This is a genomic window from Planctobacterium sp. AWH2_060 (assembly GCF_056158425.1).
This window is the reverse complement of record NZ_JBSWTG010000001.1, coordinates 480,962-503,116: the sequence shown is the minus strand read 5'-3', so window position 1 is coordinate 503,116 and position 22,155 is coordinate 480,962. Positions and strand designations below refer to the sequence as shown.

The 22,155-nt window shown below is 45.1% G+C and carries 16 protein-coding genes and 2 tRNA genes; 5 read left to right on the top strand and 13 right to left on the bottom strand.

Features of this window, described 5'->3' with window-relative positions; genetic code table 11:
• Positions 1 to 6 precede the first annotated feature (6 nt).
• Together ACXAD8_RS02150 and ACXAD8_RS02145 are read left to right on the top strand one after the other, a co-directional pair.
• Positions 7 to 1,503 (top strand): aldehyde dehydrogenase (NADP(+)), encoded by a 1,497-nt coding sequence (locus tag ACXAD8_RS02150; RefSeq protein ID WP_475224380.1) that lies wholly within the window; start codon positions 7 to 9, stop codon positions 1,501 to 1,503.
• A 158-nt stretch (positions 1,504 to 1,661) separates the two neighbouring features.
• Positions 1,662 to 2,333 (top strand): GntR family transcriptional regulator, encoded by a 672-nt coding sequence (locus ACXAD8_RS02145; protein ID WP_475224379.1) that lies wholly within the window; start codon positions 1,662 to 1,664, stop codon positions 2,331 to 2,333.
• A gap of 35 nt (positions 2,334 to 2,368) precedes the next feature.
• Here the strand turns inward: ACXAD8_RS02145 and ACXAD8_RS02140 are convergent, their stop codons facing one another.
• The 3 genes from ACXAD8_RS02140 to ACXAD8_RS02130 form a co-directional block, all read right to left on the bottom strand.
• Entirely contained in the window at positions 2,369 to 3,523 is a 1,155-nt protein-coding gene (locus ACXAD8_RS02140; RefSeq protein WP_475224377.1) for a M24 family metallopeptidase, read from the bottom strand.
• 107 nt (positions 3,524 to 3,630) lie between these two features.
• Positions 3,631 to 5,946: a S9 family peptidase gene (locus tag ACXAD8_RS02135; RefSeq protein ID WP_475224376.1), complete on the bottom strand. Its 2,316-nt coding sequence runs from the start codon at positions 5,944 to 5,946 to the stop codon at positions 3,631 to 3,633.
• A 65-nt stretch (positions 5,947 to 6,011) separates the two neighbouring features.
• Complete coding sequence (locus ACXAD8_RS02130) at positions 6,012 to 8,849, bottom strand: TonB-dependent receptor domain-containing protein (RefSeq protein WP_475224374.1); 2,838 nt, start codon at positions 8,847 to 8,849, stop codon at positions 6,012 to 6,014.
• 257 nt (positions 8,850 to 9,106) lie between these two features.
• On the opposite strand from ACXAD8_RS02130, the gene ACXAD8_RS02125 reads away from it, so the two are divergent.
• Positions 9,107 to 10,504: a YfcC family protein gene (locus ACXAD8_RS02125; protein WP_475232855.1), complete on the top strand. Its 1,398-nt coding sequence runs from the start codon at positions 9,107 to 9,109 to the stop codon at positions 10,502 to 10,504.
• Between the two features lie 241 nt (positions 10,505 to 10,745).
• On the opposite strand, the gene ACXAD8_RS02120 is transcribed toward ACXAD8_RS02125, so the two are convergent.
• The 4 genes from ACXAD8_RS02120 to dnaQ all read right to left on the bottom strand — a co-directional run bounded on the left by ACXAD8_RS02120 (position 10,746) and on the right by dnaQ (position 13,361).
• Positions 10,746 to 10,822, bottom strand: a tRNA-Asp gene (locus ACXAD8_RS02120).
• A 34-nt stretch (positions 10,823 to 10,856) separates the two neighbouring features.
• Positions 10,857 to 10,933 (bottom strand) — tRNA-Asp (locus ACXAD8_RS02115).
• A 236-nt stretch (positions 10,934 to 11,169) separates the two neighbouring features.
• Positions 11,170 to 12,657 (bottom strand): TIGR03503 family protein, encoded by a 1,488-nt coding sequence (locus tag ACXAD8_RS02110; RefSeq protein ID WP_475224373.1) that lies wholly within the window; start codon positions 12,655 to 12,657, stop codon positions 11,170 to 11,172.
• A complete protein-coding gene (dnaQ, locus tag ACXAD8_RS02105) occupies positions 12,654 to 13,361 on the bottom strand; it encodes a DNA polymerase III subunit epsilon (RefSeq protein ID WP_475224371.1) in 708 nt (235 codons plus the stop codon). Before dnaQ ends, ACXAD8_RS02110 begins: the two co-directional genes overlap by 4 nt.
• Positions 13,362 to 13,516: 155 nt before the next feature.
• Between dnaQ and rnhA the strand changes: the two genes are divergently transcribed.
• Complete coding sequence (rnhA, locus tag ACXAD8_RS02100) at positions 13,517 to 13,993, top strand: ribonuclease HI (RefSeq protein ID WP_475224370.1); 477 nt, start codon at positions 13,517 to 13,519, stop codon at positions 13,991 to 13,993.
• Between the two features lie 11 nt (positions 13,994 to 14,004).
• Here the strand turns inward: rnhA and ACXAD8_RS02095 are convergent, their stop codons facing one another.
• From ACXAD8_RS02095 to ACXAD8_RS02070, 6 genes are all read right to left on the bottom strand, one after another.
• Positions 14,005 to 14,973 carry an NAD(P)H-quinone oxidoreductase gene (locus tag ACXAD8_RS02095; protein ID WP_475224368.1) on the bottom strand — a complete coding sequence of 323 codons (969 nt, stop codon included), beginning with the start codon at positions 14,971 to 14,973 and terminating at the stop codon, positions 14,005 to 14,007.
• A gap of 18 nt (positions 14,974 to 14,991) precedes the next feature.
• The gene (locus ACXAD8_RS02090) at positions 14,992 to 15,267 is read right to left on the bottom strand and encodes an acylphosphatase (protein ID WP_475224366.1); all 276 of its coding nucleotides are present in this window, start codon (positions 15,265 to 15,267) and stop codon (positions 14,992 to 14,994) included.
• Between the two features lie 88 nt (positions 15,268 to 15,355).
• The gene (locus ACXAD8_RS02085) at positions 15,356 to 15,655 is read right to left on the bottom strand and encodes a PilZ domain-containing protein (protein ID WP_475224364.1); all 300 of its coding nucleotides are present in this window, start codon (positions 15,653 to 15,655) and stop codon (positions 15,356 to 15,358) included.
• Positions 15,656 to 15,814: 159 nt separating this feature from the next.
• Complete coding sequence (gene hrpA / locus ACXAD8_RS02080) at positions 15,815 to 19,684, bottom strand: ATP-dependent RNA helicase HrpA (protein WP_475224362.1); 3,870 nt, start codon at positions 19,682 to 19,684, stop codon at positions 15,815 to 15,817.
• Between the two features lie 80 nt (positions 19,685 to 19,764).
• Entirely contained in the window at positions 19,765 to 20,184 is a 420-nt protein-coding gene (locus ACXAD8_RS02075) for a CBS domain-containing protein (protein WP_475224360.1), read from the bottom strand.
• A 133-nt stretch (positions 20,185 to 20,317) separates the two neighbouring features.
• Complete coding sequence (locus ACXAD8_RS02070; RefSeq protein WP_475224359.1) at positions 20,318 to 20,524, bottom strand: dodecin; 207 nt, start codon at positions 20,522 to 20,524, stop codon at positions 20,318 to 20,320.
• A gap of 163 nt (positions 20,525 to 20,687) precedes the next feature.
• Between ACXAD8_RS02070 and sbcB the strand changes: the two genes are divergently transcribed.
• Positions 20,688 to 22,130, top strand: a complete 1,443-nt coding sequence (gene sbcB, locus ACXAD8_RS02065; RefSeq protein ID WP_475224357.1) for an exodeoxyribonuclease I — start codon at positions 20,688 to 20,690, stop codon at positions 22,128 to 22,130.
• The last annotated feature ends 25 nt before the right edge of the window (positions 22,131 to 22,155 follow it).

Genomic DNA, 22,155 nt, shown 5'->3' with positions numbered 1-22,155 from the left:
ATCATTATGCCATTTACTGGTAAAAACTTGGTTGCCGGACAATGGGTCGGTAGCCCCCAAGACAAGAGCTTTAAAGCCTGGTACCCGGCAGAAAATTGTTACGCTGAGCAGCAGTTTTACAACGCTGATGAAAAACAGTTAAATGCAGCAATAGAAGCCGCAGATAAGGCTTTTATTCAATACAGAAAGACTAACGCAGAAGATAAAGCCACATTCTTACATGCAATTGCTGATGAAATTTTATCACTGGGCGAAGAACTGGTGTCGGTAACACAAAAAGAAACAGGTTATAGCCAACAGCGATTGGCCGGAGAGCGTCTCAGGGTAGTCAATCAACTGCGCTATTTTGCGCAAGAACTATTAACCCCGACAGAACGGGATATCATTGAGGCAGGTGATAGCAGTCGACAGCCATTACCAAAACCAGCCACCCGTTTAACCCATATCCCCTTAGGTCCAGTGGCTGTGTTTGGGGCTTCCAATTTTCCCTATGCTTTTTCATCACTGGGAGGCGATACTGCTTCTGCGCTCGCAGCGGGCTGTCCGGTGATCGTGAAAGCCCACCCAGCTCACCCAGGCACCTGTGAACTGATGGCCTCCGCCATTGAAAGAGCCATTAAACGTACGGGTATGCCAAGTGGAGTATTTTCCCAATTACACAGTGCTGACCCCGAGCTCTCCCATATGTTGGTAAAACACCCGAAAATAAAAGCAGTGGGCTTTACCGGATCACAGCAAGTGGGTGATTTACTACGACAAAGTATTAATCAACGACATGTTCCCATCCCATTTTACGGAGAGCTGGGCAGCACTAATCCTCAGTTTATTTTGCCTGACTTTGCTCACAACAATGGCAGCGCGCTGGCAGAGCAATTGTGCCAATCACTAATGATGGGCCACGGACAGTTTTGCACCAGTCCGGGTGTATGGCTGGTGCCAGAATCAGCCGCGGATTTTATCGAAGCCAGCGAACATGTAATTCGCCAACAGAACTCAGAAGTATTGCTGACTCCAGGGATTTTAAAAAGCTATAACGCGTCGTTAAGCACCCTGTCGCTGAACAACAACCTGCAAAAACTCGGCGAGGGTAACCAACAAGAGGAATACCATGCCAACCCAACGCTTTTTATTACCATTGCACAACAATACATTGACAATGCGCAGCTAAGAAAAGAAATTTTTGGCCCCTGTGCTTTGTTGGTGACCTATTCAAGTATCGAAGACCTGCACAATATCGTTGCCGTTCTGGACGGGCAATTAACGGCTTGCATTCACGGCTCCAATGAGGACGTTTCCGCAAATCCAGCGCTGATTGAGGCACTAAGCTACAAAACGGGACGATTGATCTTCAATCAGATGCCCACCGGCGTTGAGATTTGTGACTCCATGAATCATGGTGGTCCCTACCCGGCCAGCTCCGATATCAGATCGACATCAGTTGGACTCAAGGCAATGCAGCGCTTTTTACGCCCATTGTGCTTGCAGAATGAACCAATTATCTGACCTGAGTGAAAAATTATCCAATGAGGTGTAGCGCGTATTAAAGATGGCTGCTCTAAATTAAATCCAGCCAGAAGCGTGCTAATAAAATCGTTGGATAATTTTCTACAACTGGTAAGCTGTATACAAAATACAATGACATGGACAATCAACCGTTTTTTATGCAGATAGTACATAAAACACGCACGCAATTGGTAGCTGAAGCTATCAGAGAGAAAATCCTGTGCGGAGACATCAAAGCTGGCGAACCTTTACGCCAGGCCGCATTAGCAGAAGAACTCAACGTCAGTCGAATCCCCATACGTGAAGCCTTGTTGCAGCTTGAGGCGGAAGGACTTGTCAATTTTGAGGCTCACAAAGGCGCGACGGTATCCGAAATATCATCCGATAAAGTCTGTGAAGTATTTGAGCTGCGTGCACTACTGGAAGCTGAACTGTTAAAGCATTCTATTGCGCACCTGACCGAAAAAGATTTTGTAGAAGCCGAAGCCCACCTTGTCAAAATGGAATCCGCCATGACGGCCGGTGATACGATGCAAGCAACCGGTGAGCTCAACGTGCTTTTTCACAACAAGCTTTATTGCCGGGCAAACAGACCGCAAACCGCTGAAATTGTCGCCACACTGAATCAAAGCTGCAGTCGTTATGTGCGCATGCATATCTTGCTGGCCGGAGGTATAGAAACGGCTCCCGAAGAACACCGCGAATTACTGGAGCTGACCCGCAACAAAAAAACAGAACAAGCCTGTGAAGCGCTGAAAAAGCACATTTTGGGTGCCAAAGACGATATCAAGGCCTTCCTGATGAAAATGGAAGCCGAAAGCGAAAATTAATAAAGAGGGGCTTCCCCTCTTTATTGTATACTGCGTTAAAAAGGACTGTATAAAGACTTCTGTGGTTCGGTAAACCAGGTAGCTCCGGATTCGGTGATGTAAAAATGGTCCTCCAATCGAATACCAAACTCACCGGGTACCACAATCATAGGTTCATTCGAAAAACACATCCCTGCTTGTAATGCTGTTTTATCACCCTTAACCAAATAAGGACCTTCGTGAATTTCCAGTCCAATGCCATGACCTGTGCGATGTGGTAGGCCTGGCAACTGATATTCCGGCCCCAAACCATGCTCAATTAACACCTGACGTGCGGCAAAATCGACTGACTCACAACTGCGACCGGGTTTCGCTGCGTCAAATGCAGCCAATTGCGCCTGCTTTTCCACACGCCATAATGTTGCAATTTTTTCTGACACCTCACCAAACGCGTAGGTTCGGGTAATATCTGAATGATATCCATCCATCTGACAACCGGTATCAATGAGTACCAGGGTATTTTCCATTAATGTCGGATCGCCGGGTACCCCATGAGGGTGTGACGTGCCGTCATTGAACTGCACCGCACAGAAATAACTGCCATTATCCGCCCCAGATTGGTGATGGGCTTCATTGATAAAGCGAATAATCTCACTGGCTTTTAAGCCTGGACGTAAATAATCGTAGGTTAATTGATGTACTCTGAGCGTGGTTTGCATAGCATGTGTAATGAGTGCCAACTCTTGTTGCGACTTTATTGCACGTTGCTGGCCGATTAATTCAACAGCCGAGAAAATACTCATATCAGTTAACTGTTTTTGCAAATTTTCAAATAACCACAATGGCGATTTTGGATCCACGGCTACCCGAGTCAATTTGCGTTTTTTAAGTAGCATTGCCACCCGTTCTGAAGGACTTTCATGCTCCTCCCAAAAAGCCCAATCTCCCTCTACTTTTAATGCCGGACGCAAGGCTGACTCTTCAAATTTTGGACAAATGAATATCAGCTCTTCACCCGTCACTATCGCTCCCACCATCCTCTCAGTCAGTGACCAGCTAAGCCCGGTGAAGTAGCGCATATTGCTACCGGCCACCAGAATTAAAGCCTCCAGCTCTGCAGATTGCATATTTCTGCGTAAATCATCCAGTCGTTGTTGATATTCGTTGCGCGTAATCGCTAAGCCCTCAGGCAATGCATTATCTTTTACCACTAAAAACCTCTGTTTTATTGACGGTGTTGCACAACCGGCAACACCGAAGTTAACTAGAGCGTGTTGATCTTTGCGGTACAATTTTGCAAAGGTCAACACGCTCTAATTTATTTTGCTAATTCTGGAATTTCCATTGATGTTATCTGGTAGCTTTGAGGGACTTCTTCTGCCAGTAAATGCTCTACAAAGAAGTCCCAACGTGTTCTGACAAAATGCGGATGATAATGCAGCACATGCCCCATGTTTGGGTACAATAATAAATCAAAATCTTTATTGGCCTTAATGAGCTTATCTACCAATTGCAAAGTCGCCGCTGGGTGCACATTTTCATCCAGTTCACCATGAGCCAGCAACAACTTACCTTGCAGGCGTTCGACATCAGTGAGGTTTGACTGCTGATCCCAGTGGGCTTCAACGGGATAACCCATCCAGGTTTCATTCCAGCCGGCTTTATCCGCTCTAAAATCGTGATTTCCTGAAGCAGCGACTCCCGCCTTAAACACGTCCGGGTATTTATACATGGCTTGTACGGTATCGTATCCTCCAGCGGAAAAGCCAAAAATACCAACACGCTCAATGTCCATGTAAGGCCTTTCTTTAGCTAATTGCTTTAGAACCCAGACATGATCGTCAGCCCCACCCGCAAGATTGTCATAGCTATATTCATGAAATTTACGGTTGCGCTTTGCAGTGCCTCTGCCATCCATTTTTAGTACGATAAAACCCAGCTCCGCCAATGCGTTAGCGTGGGAATACAAGGGGCCATCATAAGTTTTCGGGGTAAAATACCCGTGCGGCCCGGTGTAGATATCGTCAAGTACAGGATATGACTTATTCGCATCAAAGTCGGAAGGAAAATACAGAATACCATGCAAGGGCGTTTTTCCGTCTTCTGCTAGTACCGTAAAAGGCTCAGGTTCACGATAACCGGCGGCCAGCAAAGCACTATTATCTGTCTCATGAATTGTCGCCAAAACAGTTCCGTCCACAGTACTGCGGATCAGATGTTTTGTGGGTTGTTGAACTGTACTAGTGCTATCCAGAAAAGTTCTAAAATCCGGAGCAATCCGCGTATCGTGCATCTGGATTTCGGGTGTCAATAAAGTCAGTCCAGTGCCATCCATTTGCACGCGATACAAATAGCGATAATAACTATCACCAGGTTGCGCACCTGAGCCTTCAAAATACAAAACCTCATTGTCAGTATCAATAGCTCTGATGACTCGCATAAACATGGTGTCAGGCGTTATTGCATTTAATAATTTACCGCTGGAGAGTTGATAGCGAAATAGCTGTTGTATTCCTCCTCTTTCTGAGGTCCACAATAACAAATCTTGTTCCGCTAAGATTCGAAAATCCTGTATCCAGGGATCAATAAATTTCTCGTTTTTTTCGGTCAGAATGACACGCAACTGACCCGTGGCAGGATCATACTCTTTTAAACGATAGACATGATAACCACGCTCGCGGTGCAAAAAATAGTATTTGTTATTCGCTGAAAACTGTCCCCACAAAGGCGTGCCATAGTAAGTTTGCAATAAAGGTTCACCAGGTACCCGCACTACTTTTTTAGCCGCAACATCCACCATGACAACCTGAGCTTCTATCAGGTGCTCATCTCCAGCCATTGGATAATGGTATGAATACAGTCTGGGTCTCTGATCTTCATCTGTGACCGATTGTGTTAAATGCAGCTTTCCAACCTTGCGCAGATCCATCTGAAAGGTCACAAAGTAGCGACTATCAGCAGACCAGTAACCAACTTTACGGGGTTCAACAGTCCCAGGCACCGAGTTGAAATAAACCTTAGGATTGGCACTTTCCGTGGCGTACGCATTATTTTCAGTGCCGTCGGTTGTCAATGGGCTTTCTTCTCCAGTAACTAGGTTGCGCAACACCAGGTTGTAATCTTTAACCAGCATCTGCCACTGCTGATCTGGCGAGGTTAAAGGGGCATTTTCCGATGACTCACCTTGCGTTTTTTCGCAGCGATATTGAGTATCTAAAATGCACAACCACTGTTCTTCAGACAGCCTCAATGTCAGCTCAGATGTCTCAAAATCGATAACCTGGATATCATTAATGTTCAGCGTGTCACCAGCCTCACCCACAGCACTTTTTAACAAATCAAAGTCAAACAGTTCAGAAACACCCTGCTGCGGATGATAACGCCTGTATTCAACGGTTCCATTGTTATCGAGACGGTACCAGAAGCCTCCATCTGGCAACCAGTTCGGTGTGACATAGAGGTTGTCCACCAGATGGCGTAAATTATCGGGCAAAAGCTTTTCGGCGTTCTGATATCTGGCCAGTATGTTTGGCCCATCATTCATTGCAGAGTCGCTCAAACCACCCTGATTGCTGACACAACCCAGCGTGAAGATGACCAGAACGATAGAAAGTAGTTTTATATTTATACTCATATGGAGATTCCTTAAACAATGGCGCTCCAGAGAAGCGCCATCAAAGGTTTCACTAGGTGAAAAGACTAAAATTTATAGGATGCAGTAAGGTAGTACTCTGTTCCTACCGGGTTGTATTTGGAAATTTCAGCAAATGGCCAATACTCTTGTGATATATGCTGATGAGGTCGTTTATTAAACAAGTTATTAATAGTCAAGGATACATTTACGGCATCATTTAACTGATACCCCCCACTTAGATTTACTCTGGTCCAGGCAGAATATCGCTCTGGTTCGTCGGCGTATTGAACAGGTGATGACCCCATTCGATTGATAAAAACACTTAGCCAGGCATTATCGTTATACCAACCCAAAGACAAATTAGTACGGGTACGAAACTCATTGTTCCAGGCATAATCACGAACATCTTCAATATCATCTTCAGGTAAAAACTTTTCTAGAGTTTCAAAAATATGGGTATATTTTAAATCTGCGTAAAAGCTGCCAAATTCAGTATTCTTCCAATTATACCGGGTAGAAATATCCATACCTGATTGCTCTCTCAAGCCAGTGTTAAAGGGTTTATTGAAGATGCTTGATACAGAGTCAATGTCACCACTTGAACGGCCGTTTCGAGTCACCCTGGTCAACATTTCCTGACAGCGTGCAGAATCTTGATCTACTTCAACGCCGGCATATTGTGAAAACCCTAACAAGCATTCTGCTTCGTAGCGCAATACGGTGCTTACTCCAACTAATCCCACCTGGTCTTCAAGACGAATTTTGTAATAGTCTACAGAGAAGTCCCAATTTTCAGTAATGTCTGCCACTACACCAAAGTTAAAACTAAATCCGGTTTCTTCTTTAAGGGAAATATCGCCTTCGGTTTGTTGTCTTATAGAGCCTGTTCCATAGTTATCTGAGCAACCGGCCCAACTTTCGCCAGGCTGTATACCTTCTTCAGTTACACAGCGTAAATAGTCTACCCCTGAATTAAAGGATGAACTGGGTTGCGCATAGAGCAAATGCATATCTGGTGCTCGGAAAGAGGTAGCCCCTTGAGTTCTGATCAAGACGCTATCAACTGGACGCCAGCTAAGCCCTAACTGATAGGTAGAGGCACCATCCACGGAAGACTTGTCATTGTATTTATCGTACCTGGCTGCAACCGTTGCTTCCAATGAACCAACGGCAGAATCTTGTGACAACAAGGGCACCAATAATTCCATTCCCAGTGCAAAACGATTTCTTTCGCCTTCACCGACGATACCACTCCATCCCCAAATCTCACCGTTCACTGTTGGCGCATCTGTAATAAATTCATAGCCTTCATTAATGAATTCAAATACCGACGCAAACTGAACAGGGCCTGCCGGTAAAGCCAGAATTTCACCAGACAATGATGCTGACAAATTGTAAGTATGAGAATCCCCTTTCCCGGTTGAGGTATGCAAAGCGCTGGCAAACATATCAGGCGTCAACGTCCCTAAAATATCCAGCCCGGTAGGTAAAAACCGTTCATCCAGATTGCTTCTGTTAGTCACCACCCATCGACTACCTTCCCAGGGTTGATCCCAGTCAACGCCTTTCTCACCAAGCAGTAGGCTTATCATAGTTTCATCATCAAATCTGACAACACTGTCCTCATAGTCATATTTTGACAATGTCAAATTCACATCGTAATCAAAATCATCAAAAATAATTCCCCGAATCCCTGAAATCAAAGTATAGCTAGTTTCATCAAACTCTTGATTAGACGTACCAGTTTCAGAATCTCTAAACTGGCGATAGAACTGACGACTGCCGATCCATTGATCATTGCCAGCTGTGATGTCTGCGCCATCCTCTACCACATCATAATTCAATGTAAAACTGTACCGATATAATCCAGCACTTGCGGTTGAATTAGTGGCTATAAAATCCAGGCTAAAATCCGTATCGGCATTGATAGGATAATCCAGCCGAACAAATGCCGATGTGCGATCTCGCTGATTTCGGACAGTATATGTGCCGAAAACATTATCACCGCAATACTTTGGATCTACCTCATCACGATAGGGGATGACCCAGGGCGCACTATCAGAGGTATAACCTTGCTCGGCGCATCTATCACTAATATCAATCAAATTGTACGAGTTAGGATCAAAACGAGACCAGAAAGACATTACTTGTGACAAGGAATGCCGGTCAGTATTTGGACTATCTGTGGGTTCATCAAACCAATCTCTGTCGTCGCCATAAATGGGATCGGCTTTATTGACTTCCACCCCTGCAACAAAAGTTCCTTGCCCGACTTTACCCCCATGAAGCAGATTAAAACGGTGTGATTCACCACCACCTTCTTTTGTATCGCCATAACGGTATTTTGCCAAGGTACCATCAAAATCATTTTTCAATATGATATTAACCACACCTGCTACAGCATCAGAACCATAAATGGCAGAAGCCCCACCGCTCAGGACTTCTACCCGTTTGATTGCCTCTGTTGGGATCATAGCCAAATTTGTCACATTCCCACTTACAGCCCCTGAAGGTTTAGGTAACACAGGCATTCTCCGACCATTAATCAATACCAATGTGTAACCAGGTCCAAACCCTCTTAAGTTTAACGCCTGTGCATTGGCATTAAAATTATTGGAGTTCTCCTCACCAACAAATATACCGGTATTCAAACTCAGTGCGTTTAATGCATCAAATACGGTTGCATGCCCCTGAGCAACAATATCCTCGGAACTGATCATAGTAATAGGATTAACACCTTCCATCTCATTTCGTTTAATACGACTTCCAGTTACCTCAACTTTTTCCACCTCTGACTCCGAAGAAGACTCCTGAGCAAAAGCGGAATTGTTTACAAGACCAGTGTTTGCAAGGACAGCCATTGCTACAGCAGTACTTAGCTTGCTAATCATCATGTTTTTCATATTTCCCAACCTGTTGTTTCTCTTTTGTGTCATTGTTAGTATATTGTATACAATATACTAACATCAAAAACAAAGTAAAGATCAGTCGTGGATTTAAATGAATTTTATGTATTAGCTTCCGCACCGGAATAAATGAGAATTAATGAATAAGCAGCGTATAAAAATGCTATTTCGCAGAAAAAACCAATGCATCTGTTTGTTTTAACAGCCCCTCAGCCGGGGCTTAACCTGCAAACAAAAACTCAAAGGAAATTATGATGTCATCTCAATTTAAAGTGCCACACACCTTGGTATTACTACTGGCTATGATGGTGTTGGCGTATCTGGCCACCTGGGTAGTTCCGCAAGGAAGTTACGAAACGATCACGCTGGAAAACGGTAGGAATACAGTTGTAGCTGGCACCTATACCAAATCAGAACAGAGTGTTTCACTGAGTCCGCTGGACTTTTTTGTCGCCATACCCCGCGCACTAGCTTCGGCTCAGGATGTGATATTTTTTGTTTTTATTGTTGGCGGCGTGTTGTCCATTGTGCGTGCAACCGGCGCGATTGACTCATTGATCAGCAACCTGATAGAGAGGTTTGGGGATAAACCCAAAATGTTGATTTTTATGGTTGTGTTCTGTTTCTCAGCCATTTCAAGTGCAATTGGCACTGCCGGAGAATACATTCCATTTGTATTAATTTTGGTGGGGCTTTGCAAAGCAATGCGCCTCGATGCAATGACTGCGGTGGCCATGGTGGTAACAGGTTACGGCATCGGTTATGGTGTCTCTGCATTTAATCCATTCACGGTTATGCTGGCTCAAAGTATCGCCGAGGTTCCCTTGTTTTCGGGTTTGGAACTCAGACTAGCTCTGTTTTTTCCGTTTGTGATGATCGGGTTTCATCATGTTTGGCGTTACGCCAGGCAGGTTCTTGATGATCCGGGTAGCTCTCTGACAGTTAACCTTCCGTGCCCACTTACTGACAGCAACACTAACCAACACACACCATTAGGTCTGCGTCACAAAGCAATCCTTTGTGGTCTGGTGGTAACCATTGCACTAGCCGTCTGGGGTATATCTCAGCGGGGTTGGTACCTGAACGAACTAGGCGCACTATTTCTGATATGGGGGATATTTTCCGCGGTAATAGGCAAGTTGACGCCCGATCAGGCTTCCCATTACTTTATTGAAGGTGTAAAAGACCTGGCCACCACAGCAATTCTGGTGGGTATTGCCAGGGGCATTGCCTTGATAATGGAGGACGGGCAGATTTTACATACGCTTATTTATGTAATGGCGTCGCCCCTTTCGGATGTTAGTGCTGAAATTGCCGCAGCGGCGATGTTTTTGATGCAATCTCTACTAAACCTGTTTATTCCCTCGGGGAGTGGCCAAGCCTATGTGACAATTCCGCTATTAGCACCGGTTGGTGATTTGATAGGCGTTAACAGACAAATCGTTATTCTGGCTTACCAATTTGGCGACGGATTCTCCAATATGATCATTCCTACAAACGCCGTCTTAATGGGTATTATTGGCATCGCAGGTATTCCCTATCACCTTTGGTTCAGATTCTGTTTTCCTTTGTTTCTCAAACTCACACTATTCAGTGTGTTAATACTAACCCTGTGCGTGTTGTTTGATTATGGCTCGAATGTTCAGCCCTAAGAAATAATCCGGACAACGGTGGTTGAATTAAACGAAGGCGTTGGAATAAATTGGTAGGATTGACTTGAGCTACAGGGAAGTAGTGAATGCCGATTTTGCAGGAGCAAAAATCTGCCAGTCAGACAACGGTGGTTGAATTAAACGAAGGCGTTGGAATAAATTCCAACCTACAACTGAATCTGTTGTTGAATTCCGGACACAAAAAAACCACCCTGAGGTGGCTTATGTGCTTTCAAATTAGTGGCGGAGTGGACGGGACTCGAACCCGCGACCCCCGGCGTGACAGGCCGGTATTCTAACCAACTGAACTACCACTCCGCATTTAATTTGAAGTTGAGATTAAAAGTAAAATTGGCGGAGTGGACGGGACTCGAACCCGCGACCCCCGGCGTGACAGGCCGGTATTCTAACCAACTGAACTACCACTCCGCATTTAGATTTAGTAAACTTTATTCAAGTTTGATAAATCTTTTTACTTTCAACAACTTACTCGTTTTTTCGAATCCGTTGTCTCAACCGCGGCGCAGATGATACGGGTTCAGGTATGTCGAGTCAACAGCTTTTTTTAACTTTATTTGATATTTTCTTTCAACAGACTGATATTTAAACGATTACAGTTTTATTTCTGTTCAGTGAAAAAAATAGCAACAATTTTTGTCTATTTCTTAGTCCGGCATGGACAATTCAATAATGCCAGAATCTAACGCATCATCAGGTGATTTTAACTTATTGCCATTACCTTTATCTTTTTTACCCGGTAGCAAAGATGTAATTTTATCCATTAAAACCGTTATGAATGAGGTTTTTGCTGCTTTGCTATCTTCAATGTCTGGCTCAGTGCTTTGACTGACTTTCGGTTTTTTACCTCTAACCAGGAAAAACCACAGCACAAAACCGCCTACGACAATGATAAACAAATTAATACCTACTACGATGGCCATTAATTGTGAGCGAGGCATACCCTCTTGCTCAACAGGTGCCGCGTTTAACTTTTCCAATTCCTGTAAGGCCAGCGCTTCAGCAGATTGTGCATCTTCGGGCAATGCATCCAGATCTTCAATATTGGTTTCCAGTAATGGCTCTTCAAAGACAAACGTATATTCAGGTACATCCAATATAAAATCCCGACCATCAACCGTGTTTCCATAAGCCGTCAGCTTGACCCTGAATACACCGTATTCAAAATTTACGATCTCATGAGTTCTGATCTTGTCGGTTATATCGGTTATAGAGAAGTTTTGCACATCACCATTGGGAAAACGCACTTTGCCGTCTACCAGTAAACTGGACATATCAACGGTTGAACGGTCGGCATCCACTTTCAGTAAATGAAAGCCCTCTCCTTCTTCATCCAGCTCAACATCGATAGTAATGGGGTTATCCAATAACAGAATGTTTTCTCCGACCTTTTGGCGGGTGAACATTGGGGTAACTATAGTGAATATTGGAGTCCATTCACCAGAAGCGATTCTGAGATTAAATTGGCCGGTAAAGGTGCCGTCTAACGGTCTTTCATCCATGCCCTTACCATCATCCTGGAAGGTGGCGATCAGCTCAGTCTGCGCACCAAAGTTATTATAGCTGGGATTGTTGGTACTCTTAAACTCCATGGTGAGCTGCACCACGTCCCGAAACTCATTGTAATCAATAGGCTGTCCGCCGTTGGTCAGAAAGGCGGTTTGTTTGATGATTTCCCCAGAGAAGATAATTGGTGCCAAGGGTCTGGTTTCCAATTGAATGTCACTGACCACCATAACCCGACTATCTGGCAAGATTTGTCCCACCGCCTGCCATGGTCCTGGTGTAGGATTTTTAATCTTGATCATGTCGTAGGTTTGGGAGTCGTACCAGACGATATCCAAATCATCCGCCATGCTCTGAAATATCTTACTGCCGTCCGGCCGCACTAACACCACGGGCGTAGAGCCGAATTCGCGGAAGAAGATCATGGTGATCTCATCAACCTTATAGTCGATGCGGAACCGGTTTTGCAGAAGCTTAATACCGTTGTAATAGTCATTGCCCAGTTCCACCAGCGGACTGTTTTCAACCGCATTCGGTTGATTTGCTGCACCATTTGCTCTCTGCTGCCCATAACTTATGGGCACAGCAAATAAACAAAAACAAATTAGCGCAACAATTTTTGTTCTCAAAGTCCTGTTCTCCAGAGGCATTTCCCGCCTTCTTTCTCTACGATATCGAGTCTTTCTTCGTGTTGTTTAAGTTCATCGGCTGAAGCGCGAACAATCTTTAATGGTTTGCGTTCGCCAGGCAATCTGCGAATACTAAGGTCATCTTCTTCCCCTTTGTCACTACCGGATAAATTCAGACGAGTCTGTCCGCCGGTCATCATCAAATAAACGTCGGCTAAGATCTCCGAATCCAGCAAGGCGCCGTGCAGCTCGCGGTGAGAGTTATCTATACCATATCGACGACACAATGCATCCAGGTTGTTCTTTTGCCCTGGATGTAACTTTCTGGCTAGCTCCAGCGTATCCAGCACAGAACAGATTTGATCAACCTTGGTAGTTCTATGGCCGGGTAATAAGGACAACTCATGATTTAAGAAACCAACGTCGAAAGGCGCGTTGTGAATAACCAGTTGCGCACCGCGTACGTATTCTAAAAACTCATCAACCACCTGAGAAAAAACCGGCTTATCCGCCAAGTACTCATTGGTAATGCCGTGAACATCAATAGCTTCTTGTTCGACAACGCGTTCAGGATTGATATACACATGGTAATGGTTGCCGGTGAGTCGGCGATTCACCAACTCAACACAACCGATTTCGATGACCTTGTGGCCTTGCTTCGGGTCAATACCGGTGGTTTCTGTATCTAGTACTATCTGACGCATCAAAACTCCATAAATTGATAACGCTTATTTAATTGTCTGATCTAACACCATGATGAAAGCATAAATCAAGCGCATTAGGTTAAATTTCCCGGAACAACTTACAGCGGGATTCTAATCAGGTTATGATCCGGCTAAAAAAGACCAGATGTAAATAAATGATAAGAAAAAACGTTGCCATCTACACCGATGGCTCATGTTTAGGTAATCCGGGGCCAGGCGGCTATGGCGCGGTATTGATTTATAAAAACAATCGCAAAGAGTTAGCAAAAGGCTACAAACTCACCACCAACAACCGTATGGAGTTACTTGCCGCCATTGTGGCACTGGAGACCTTGAATACAGGATGCAATGTTGATCTCACCACGGATAGTCAGTACGTCAGACAGGGTATCACCTCATGGTTAAAGGGCTGGAAAGCCAAAGGCTGGAAAACCGCCAGTAAAAAACCGGTTAAAAACAAAGATTTATGGCAAAGGCTGGATGCCGCTTGCCAGCCCCACACTATCCAGTGGCACTGGGTAAAAGGTCATTCGGGCCATCCGGAAAACGAATGCTGCGACCAATTGGCACGCAACGCCGCCGAGAATGATAACCAGAGACCAGATGAAGGATATTTGGCGGAACAAGGATAAGCCAATTGCAGCTACCAGCTGACCACCAGCTTACCAATGTTTTTATTTTGGGCCATGTACTCATGCGCCTCATTAATTTCTTCTACAGCATAAACCCGTTCGACAACGGGTTTTATGTCTCCAGTTTGTAAAGCTTCAGCAAAGTGCTCTACAAAGCCACTAATGAGAGTCGTTTTGTACCGATCACTGCGATTACGCAGAGTACTTGCCACAATGCTTGCGCGTTTGACCAACATTTTGGCCATATCTAACTGTTCAACATAACGCCCGCCCAGCATCGCCAACTGAACGATTTTCCCATCCACAGCGAGTATATTGAGGTTTTTACTTAGGTAATCCTTACCCACCACATCGACAATAATGTCGGGAGAGAAGCCCAGTGCTTTTAGTTCCTGATCAAATGCGCACTGCCGGTAATTAATGGCAATATCAGCACCAAGCTCAGTGCAGGTTTGCAATTTTATCTCGGAGGATGCCGTAACGGCCACCTTGCAATTGCTGTGTTTAGCTAGCTGAATGGCAGCGGTACCAACTCCACTGGCACCGGCGTGAATTAATACATTTTGGCCCGGTTCAAGTTGCCCTATGGCAAATAGCGCCTGATAAGCAGTCAGAAATACTTCAGGGATGGCAGCCGCATGGCTAATATCCATATCATCAGCAAAACTCATCAGGTGTTGAGCGGGAAAGCAAACAAACTCAGCGTATCCACCGCCAGTGATCATGGCGCATACTGTTCGACCAATTAACGATTTGTCTACGCCCTCACCCACTTCGCGAATAACGCCGGCCACTTCCATTCCCAGAATACTACTGGCTCCTTGAGGTGCCGGGTACTTGCCTTGCTTTTGAAGCAAATCTGCGCGATTAATGCCAAAGGCATGCACCTGACAAAGCACTTCGCCGGCCATGGGCTGTGGCGCTTCACAGGTATTCAAGAAACAGGTTTGCTGAATAGGATCAATATCTAAATAGCGCATGCCCATTACTGTGGATTCTCAACCGGTAGTAAAAGTGTTTAAGTCGTTGCTGGTTGGGGTGTCAGAAACATGCACGGAAGTCACGTCAGATGCAGGAGAGCCTTTCCACAGCCAGGTCATCAGGGATTCGATATCAGTAATATCTCCCTGAGCCAACACTTCAACAGAACCATCCGGTAGATTTTTGGCATAACCATTTAGATTGAGTGACAGTGCTTTTTCACGGGTGGTGGCGCGATAAAAAACGCCCTGAACTTTTCCTGATACTACGGCTTTTTTGGCGCAAACTGACATTCGAATTCCATGCAAATATGAGAGAAAGTCCTAACGACTACAGCAAAGTAGCGTCACAGAGACTGGTAGTGCCTTAATGTTCGGAAAGTTACATCATCTGAACAACTTCGGTACCTACCACATAAGTACTGTCATTTTCCTCAAATTGTCTGACCACTTTTACAATGGCACACAAAGAAGATATCTGATCACTGGTGGATTCAATGTTGACTTCCATTTCATCCCCAATCTGCAAGGCTTCTGGTACCTCAAAAGACATACCCGTTGCACTGATATCTCGACATAAAGCCGATATTTTTTGTTTTGTTCCATCCCCACTCACTAACAAAGTGCATGGAGAGTTCATCATCATTCGGAAAAAAGCGCGTTTGTCGTCGTATCCCAGCATTGCATTACCTCTTGGCTAAGTGAAACATCGACTTTTATTATTATCCGGGAAGTCATTCCCGTCGGCACTGAACGCGATTATCAACTCAATTTGAAGATAATCGCACTAAGCGACTGCGATTCATTCTATGTAAAAAAAATGTTGCCTGCACCTCTATCCCTAGAACTTGTCTAAATAGTTTTCGATCCTCTTAGATGAAATCGGCATACTTGTACCCAACTGCTGAGCGAAAAGTGAAATACGCAACTCTTCTATTTGCCAACGAACCTCAGCCAAAGCTTCAGGTACACTCACTTCCCGGGCAAATTTCTGTAATACCTGCTCGTAGCGTTGCTGTACCTTTTCAATTTGTAGCTGCTGACTCCGGTCGCGGATCGGATCTACCGGAATCTTTTCCAGACGCCTTGCCAGGCCCTCTATATAGCGATTCCAATCCTTCAATCTTTGAACACCAATATCCGCCACAAATCCAGGATACACTAAGGATGACAGATGTGACTTTACATCTGCAAAGGCATTAATCATGTTTAATGGTGTTTTACCTTTCAGGGTTTTACTAATGCCGTGTGCGGTAGTCAGGCCTTTTTCCACCTGAATTGCCACTTTGAGTACAGCATCATTTAATTCACCGGCTAAAGACTGGCAAAGCGCTTCAAAACCATCTGCAGTTCTTAAATCATAAGAAGATGATTTGACTGCCTCATCCACAACGGCATCGATACAGTCGCTGATCAGGGCTTTAATCTGACCAAACGGGTTAAAGTACAGACCCAATTTAGATTTGTTTGGTAATTTCTCCTGCAGATACTTAATCGGAGAAGGCAATTGCTTGATAATAAGTTGTCTTACACCGGTTTGATGGGCTCGCGCTGCTTTCTGAGCATCGTCAAACAATTTCAGATGAACCTTGTTACCTTCTTTAACCAGGGCAGGATAAGCTTTTACGGTATAAGCCGCGTCATTGTTCGTCCATTGTTTGGGTAAATCGTCAAAGTCCCATTGCTGAAGGTCCTGTCTCTCTAGCTCTGGCGTAGCAACTGCTTTTAGTGTATTGGTTAAGTGCTTTTTAAACTGTGATTTAAGAGACTTCAGATCTCTGGACTGGCCAAGGAACTTGTCGTTTTCATCGTATAGTTTGAAATTAAATTGCAGATGAGCGGGTAACGCTAATTCCTGCCAGATATCCTGAGACAAAACCACACCGCTCATTTTGGTGAGTTTTTTAGTAAAGGCTTTTCTGAATTCTCCTTCAACTTCCAAAGCATTAACTGCCGCCTTGGCATAATCAGGCGCAGGTACGAAATTGCGCCGCATTTGTTTGGGTAACCATTTGATCATGGTTACCGCCAACTCTTCCCGCAACCCTGGCACTAACCAATCACAGCGTTCTTCTGTTACCTGGTTTAATAATGGCAATGGGATCTTTAAACTCACCCCGTCATCTTCAGCGCCTGGATTAAAGGTATATTCCAACGGTAACACCAGATTTCCAGAGCGCCATTGGTCCGGAAAGTTACTTTCTCCGGCATCACTGGCATCATTCTTAAATAAATCTTCTTTGCTCAGGTTCCAACGTTTCTGCTGTGCCTTGTCCTGTCTCTGCCACCATTTCTTAAAGTCAGCTTCCGTACAGATATCAGCTGGCAGCTTTTCATCGTAAAAATCCACCAAGACCTGTTCATCCACCAGCAGATCTCGACGTCTGATTTTTTCTTCCAGGTTTTCTACTTCAGCAATTTTCTCCAGATTCTGCCGCAAGAATGGATAGTTTAATTTGGTATCACCGTTTACCAGCGCTTCCATAATAAACAATTGCCTGCAGGTGGCTGGGTCTATCTTACTGTAAAGCACGGTGCGTTGATTCACGACCGGTAAACCTAACATGGAGGCAGATTCCTTGGCCTTTACAGCCCCGGCTTTTTTGCTCCAGAAAGGTTCTGCGTAGCGATATTTACACAGATGTTTACCAGCCTCTTCCAACCATTTAGGCTCAACTTTGGCGATCGTTCTGGCAAACAGCTTGCTGGTTTCCACCAGTTCGGCGGCAATTAGCCATTTCGGCGGTTTCTTGTAGAGCGCAGAGCCCGGAAAAACCATAAACTTATTATTGCGTGTTCCGAGATATTCTTTGTTCTGCTCCATAAAACCGGCATTGGTCAACAACCCGGGGATCAGGGAGCGGTGAACACTTTCGTAATCCGCTGCACTGTTTTTAATACCCCAGCCTAGTGAAGAAAAAGCCTGCTTCAACTGGCTAACAATATCCTGCCACTCTCGCAGCCTCAGATAATTTAGCATCTGTTCTTTGCACCACTTGCGCAGTTGATTACCAGAAATACTGCGCTGTTGCTCGCGAAAGCCCTTCCAAAGATTGAGATAGGCAACAAATTCCGATTCTTTGTCATGCCACTGACTATGCAACTCATCAGCTTTTTGTTTATGTTCAGCTGGTCGTTCTCTGGGATCCTGGATAGATAAACCAGCAACAATGATCATAACTTCATTCAGGGTGTCTTGTTTGTCGGCTTCCACTAACATGCGGGAATAGCGCGGATCCACTGGCAACCTGGACATGGCTCGCCCGATTGGCGTCAGCTTCAACATGCCCCGCTTGCCTTTGGCTACGGCTTGCAATTCTTCCAGCATCTTAATACCGGCTGTTATATCCCGGGATTGCGGTGGCTGCACAAACGGAAAGCCTTCAATGTCCCCCAGCCGCAATGCGGTTAATTGCAAAATAACCGACGCCAAATTAGTACGTAGAATTTCCGGGTCGGTGAACTCAGGACGTCGCAGATAATCATCTTCATCATATAAACGAATACATATTCCTTCGGCGACACGACCACAGCGACCGGCCCGCTGATTGGCGCTGGCTTGCGATACCGGTTCGATAGGCAAGCGCTGCACCTTACTGCGGGAACTGTAGCGGGAGATGCGGGCGGTTCCGGTATCTATGACATAGCGAATGCCAGGGACCGTTAAACTGGTTTCTGCGACATTGGTAGCCAGTACGATACGTCTGCCGTTGTGTGGCTGAAAAATTCGGTTTTGTTCAGAAGCGGAAAGTCGTGCATATAAAGGAACAATTTCAGTATGCTTTAATTTTGCATTCCCCAAAAACTCCGCGGTGTCACGAATTTCTCGTTCTCCACTGAGGAACACCAGAATGTCCCCGCGTCCGGCTTTGGATAACTCTTTGACGCCATCGAGAATGCCTTCCAGTTGGTCTCTGGTTTCATTACTCTCATTCATCAAGGGGCGATAACGGATCTCCACCGGATAGGTACGGCCTTCCACCAATATCATGGGAGCATTGTCAAAATGTTGAGAGAAACGCTCAGGATCTATGGTGGCGGAGGTGATGATCACTTTCAGATCGGGACGCTTGGGCAACAAAGATTTGAGATAGCCCAGAATAAAGTCGATGTTGAGGCTGCGCTCGTGAGCCTCATCAATGATCAAGACTTCGTATTTACTGAGAAAACGGTCTTCCTGAATTTCCGCCAATAAGATACCGTCAGTCATCAGTTTGATATAGGAAGACTCTGAAGTCTGATCGGTAAAACGAATTTTAAAGCCAACCGCTTCACCCAAAGGCGATTGCAACTCTTCAGCGATACGACTGGCAACACTCCGGGCAGCCAGACGACGCGGTTGTGTATGGCCAATTAAACCCTTGCAGCCAAGTCCAGCCTCCAGACAGATTTTGGGTAATTGTGTGGTCTTTCCCGAACCGGTTTCCCCCGCCACGATCACCACCTGATGTTCCTGCAGGGCTTTTAAAATATCGTCTTTTTGTCGGGATACAGGTAATTCCGGATAGTTTAATTCCGGTAGATTTTCCCGTCGGTTGTTCACCCATTGCTGACTATTAACTATTGAAGCGAGTAATTTATCAGGTACCTCAATTTCGCCACCTGATTGTGAGGCGAACTTTTCACTGCTTCTGCGGAGATAATGTTTATCACTGATGCGACATGCATCAATCTGGCTGGATAAATACTGGAATGACTGTACTTTGGGCAAAATCTAGAAACCTGTCACTTAAAGAGCGACAGATCCTAGAAAATTGCGTCTGTTATTGCCAGTTTTTTATTGCATTAAGCCTAACCGGCATTTTTGTATCCATCGCGTAATTGAATATCAATAGCGTTCAGAATCTGTGCGCGGCTGATACTGCCCAGCAACACGCCATCATCATCCACGACGGGATAGACTTTCGGCTTTTCGGAAATCATTTTTTGCGCGACTTCCAATACTGAGGCATAAGGTTTTAGCGATAACACGTCTTTCATCATGATATCTTTCACCCGTGCCACCTGTTCACGGTAATAACTGGACTCGATCATTTGCCTTAAGCAGTCTTGTTCAGATAAAAAGCCCACCAGTTGTTTTTTTTCATTAATCACTGGCCCACCGGTTTGATGGCTATGCAAAAGTTTTTCTACGGCCTCTGCAACCGGCATTTCTGTAGTGAACGTAACAGGACGCCGACTCATATAATCGCAAACCTGTAATGACTCCATTCTGCCTCCTTTTATAAGTATGGATTCTAAGCGCTGTAAAGCATTGGAGCGGGGATTGAATCCCTTATCAATAAAGATAGACTCAACTCTGTGGGATTAACAACTATTTTTCGGTTAATCGTTGTTATTATAATCAATCCAGTGTAAAGCCCACTTTAATGGTGACCTGCCAATGAGCGACTTTACCGCCATCTATATGGCCTCGGGTCTCCGTCACTTCAAACCAGCGCATGTTGTGCACGGTCTCGTTAGCCTTGGCAACGGCATTTTCTATCGCCTGTTGCATACCGTCGGGTGATGAACCCGTTAACTCAATTAGCTTGTAAGTATGGTGACTCATGTTTTTCTCCATTTGAATTGCACTCTATAGTTATAGTCCATCGCAATGAATAGATGTAGTCCATAGCAACGAATAGATAAACCAACGACACTGAGCGTTTGCGGTTGCTTCGAAGGCGCTTTTTTGTTTGAATCTGCGTTTGATTTCACAGCGACAGAAAAACGTGAGCAGCGCCCATAATTCCCAACCATCGATTCTCTGGCACGATTACGAAAGCTGGGGCGCTCAGCCTCAGAAAGATCACCCCAGTCAGTTTGCCGCAGTCAGAACAGATTTGGATCTCAATCCTATTGACGAACCCATTAACTGGATGTGTCAAATCCCTAACGACTACTTGCCTCACCCCCAAGCTTGTCTAATTACCGGAATTACGCCACAACAATCACTTCGGGACGGCATGATTGAATCTCAGTTCATGGCTAAAATTCATCAACAAATGATGAAGCCCCTGACCTGCGTCGCCGGATACAATAACATCCGCTTTGACGACGAACTGACGCGTTTTTCACTGTATCGCAACTTTTATAATCCCTATGCCCGAGAGTGGCAAAATGGCAATAGTCGTTGGGATATCATTGATATGGTCAGAGCTTGTTATGCGTTGCGACCAGACGGTATTAATTGGGTATATAACGAAGAAGGTAAGCCCACCTTTAAACTGGAACTACTGTCGAAAGCCAACGAAATTGTCCACGAAGCGGCCCATGACGCCTTATCCGATGTTTATGCCACAATTGGATTGGCCAGGTTAATCAAAGACAAGCAGCCTCGCTTATATGAATATTTATTTTCTATTCGAGCCAAAAACAAAGTGGCCGAGTATTTTAATACCGCCACAAAAACGCCACTGGTACACATTTCATCAAAACTGCCATCTGAACATGGCTGTTGCACCTGGATAGCACCTTTATGCCCGCACCCGAGCAACAAAAATGCCGTTATTTGTATTAACCTGGCACTCCCAGTAGAGCCGCTGGCGGAGCTCAGTGTCGATGAGTTAAAAGCGCGCATGTATCTTCGAACTGACGAGATACCCGCAGGAGAATCCCGCTTGCCTCTGAAACTCATCCACCTGAATAAATGCCCCGTGGTAGCGCCAGCCAAAACGCTCACTGAAGAGAATGCAGAGCGCCTTGGCATAGACCGCGAGCAATGCCTGAAGAATCTCAAATTTATCCAGCAACAATTTGGCATGGAACAAAAAATTTCGTCCTTATATGAGGATGCTGAATCCCAGCAGCAGGATCCCGACCATGCCTTGTATAGTGGAGGGTTTCTATCAGATGCAGATCAGCAGCTATGCCAACAATTACTGGACACTCCCCCCGAATCACTAGACAAGTTTTCCGGCCGATTTAGTGACGCCAGGCTCAACACCTTATTATTCCGCTATCGCGGCAGAAACTACCCGAATCTGTTTAATGCCGAAGAACTAGAGAAATGGCAAAGACATCGGCAATACCGCTTAACCGATCCCGATTCTCCATCGAGCTTAACTATCAATGATTACCTGCTTGAAGTGGAACAATTAGTGGCCGAAAATAGCAATCATCCACAAAAATTAAGATTGCTAAAAGACTTGTATCAGTACGCTCAACAACTGTAATCTTGAGTTTTGCCAAGCATTGCCG

What these genes read in the sequence shown, in the direction of transcription:
- ACXAD8_RS02135 (WP_475224376.1), bottom strand. Translation starts at nt 5,946, where the DNA reads ATGAGTATAAATATAAAACTACTTTCTATCGTTCTGGTCATCTTCACG.
- ACXAD8_RS02085 (WP_475224364.1), bottom strand. Translation starts at nt 15,655, where the DNA reads ATGCTGGGATACGACGACAAACGCGCTTTTTTCCGAATGATGATGAAC.
- dnaQ (WP_475224371.1), bottom strand. Translation starts at nt 13,361, where the DNA reads ATGCGTCAGATAGTACTAGATACAGAAACCACCGGTATTGACCCGAAG.
- ACXAD8_RS02070 (WP_475224359.1), bottom strand. Translation starts at nt 20,524, where the DNA reads ATGAGTCACCATACTTACAAGCTAATTGAGTTAACGGGTTCATCACCC.
- ACXAD8_RS02090 (WP_475224366.1), bottom strand. Translation starts at nt 15,267, where the DNA reads ATGTCAGTTTGCGCCAAAAAAGCCGTAGTATCAGGAAAAGTTCAGGGC.
- ACXAD8_RS02095 (WP_475224368.1), bottom strand. Translation starts at nt 14,973, where the DNA reads ATGCGCTATTTAGATATTGATCCTATTCAGCAAACCTGTTTCTTGAAT.
- ACXAD8_RS02145 (WP_475224379.1), top strand. Translation starts at nt 1,662, where the DNA reads ATGCAGATAGTACATAAAACACGCACGCAATTGGTAGCTGAAGCTATC.
- ACXAD8_RS02075 (WP_475224360.1), bottom strand. Translation starts at nt 20,184, where the DNA reads ATGGAGTCATTACAGGTTTGCGATTATATGAGTCGGCGTCCTGTTACG.
- ACXAD8_RS02130 (WP_475224374.1), bottom strand. Translation starts at nt 8,849, where the DNA reads ATGAAAAACATGATGATTAGCAAGCTAAGTACTGCTGTAGCAATGGCT.
- ACXAD8_RS02125 (WP_475232855.1), top strand. Translation starts at nt 9,107, where the DNA reads ATGTCATCTCAATTTAAAGTGCCACACACCTTGGTATTACTACTGGCT.
- ACXAD8_RS02150 (WP_475224380.1), top strand. Translation starts at nt 7, where the DNA reads ATGCCATTTACTGGTAAAAACTTGGTTGCCGGACAATGGGTCGGTAGC.
- rnhA (WP_475224370.1), top strand. Translation starts at nt 13,517, where the DNA reads ATGATAAGAAAAAACGTTGCCATCTACACCGATGGCTCATGTTTAGGT.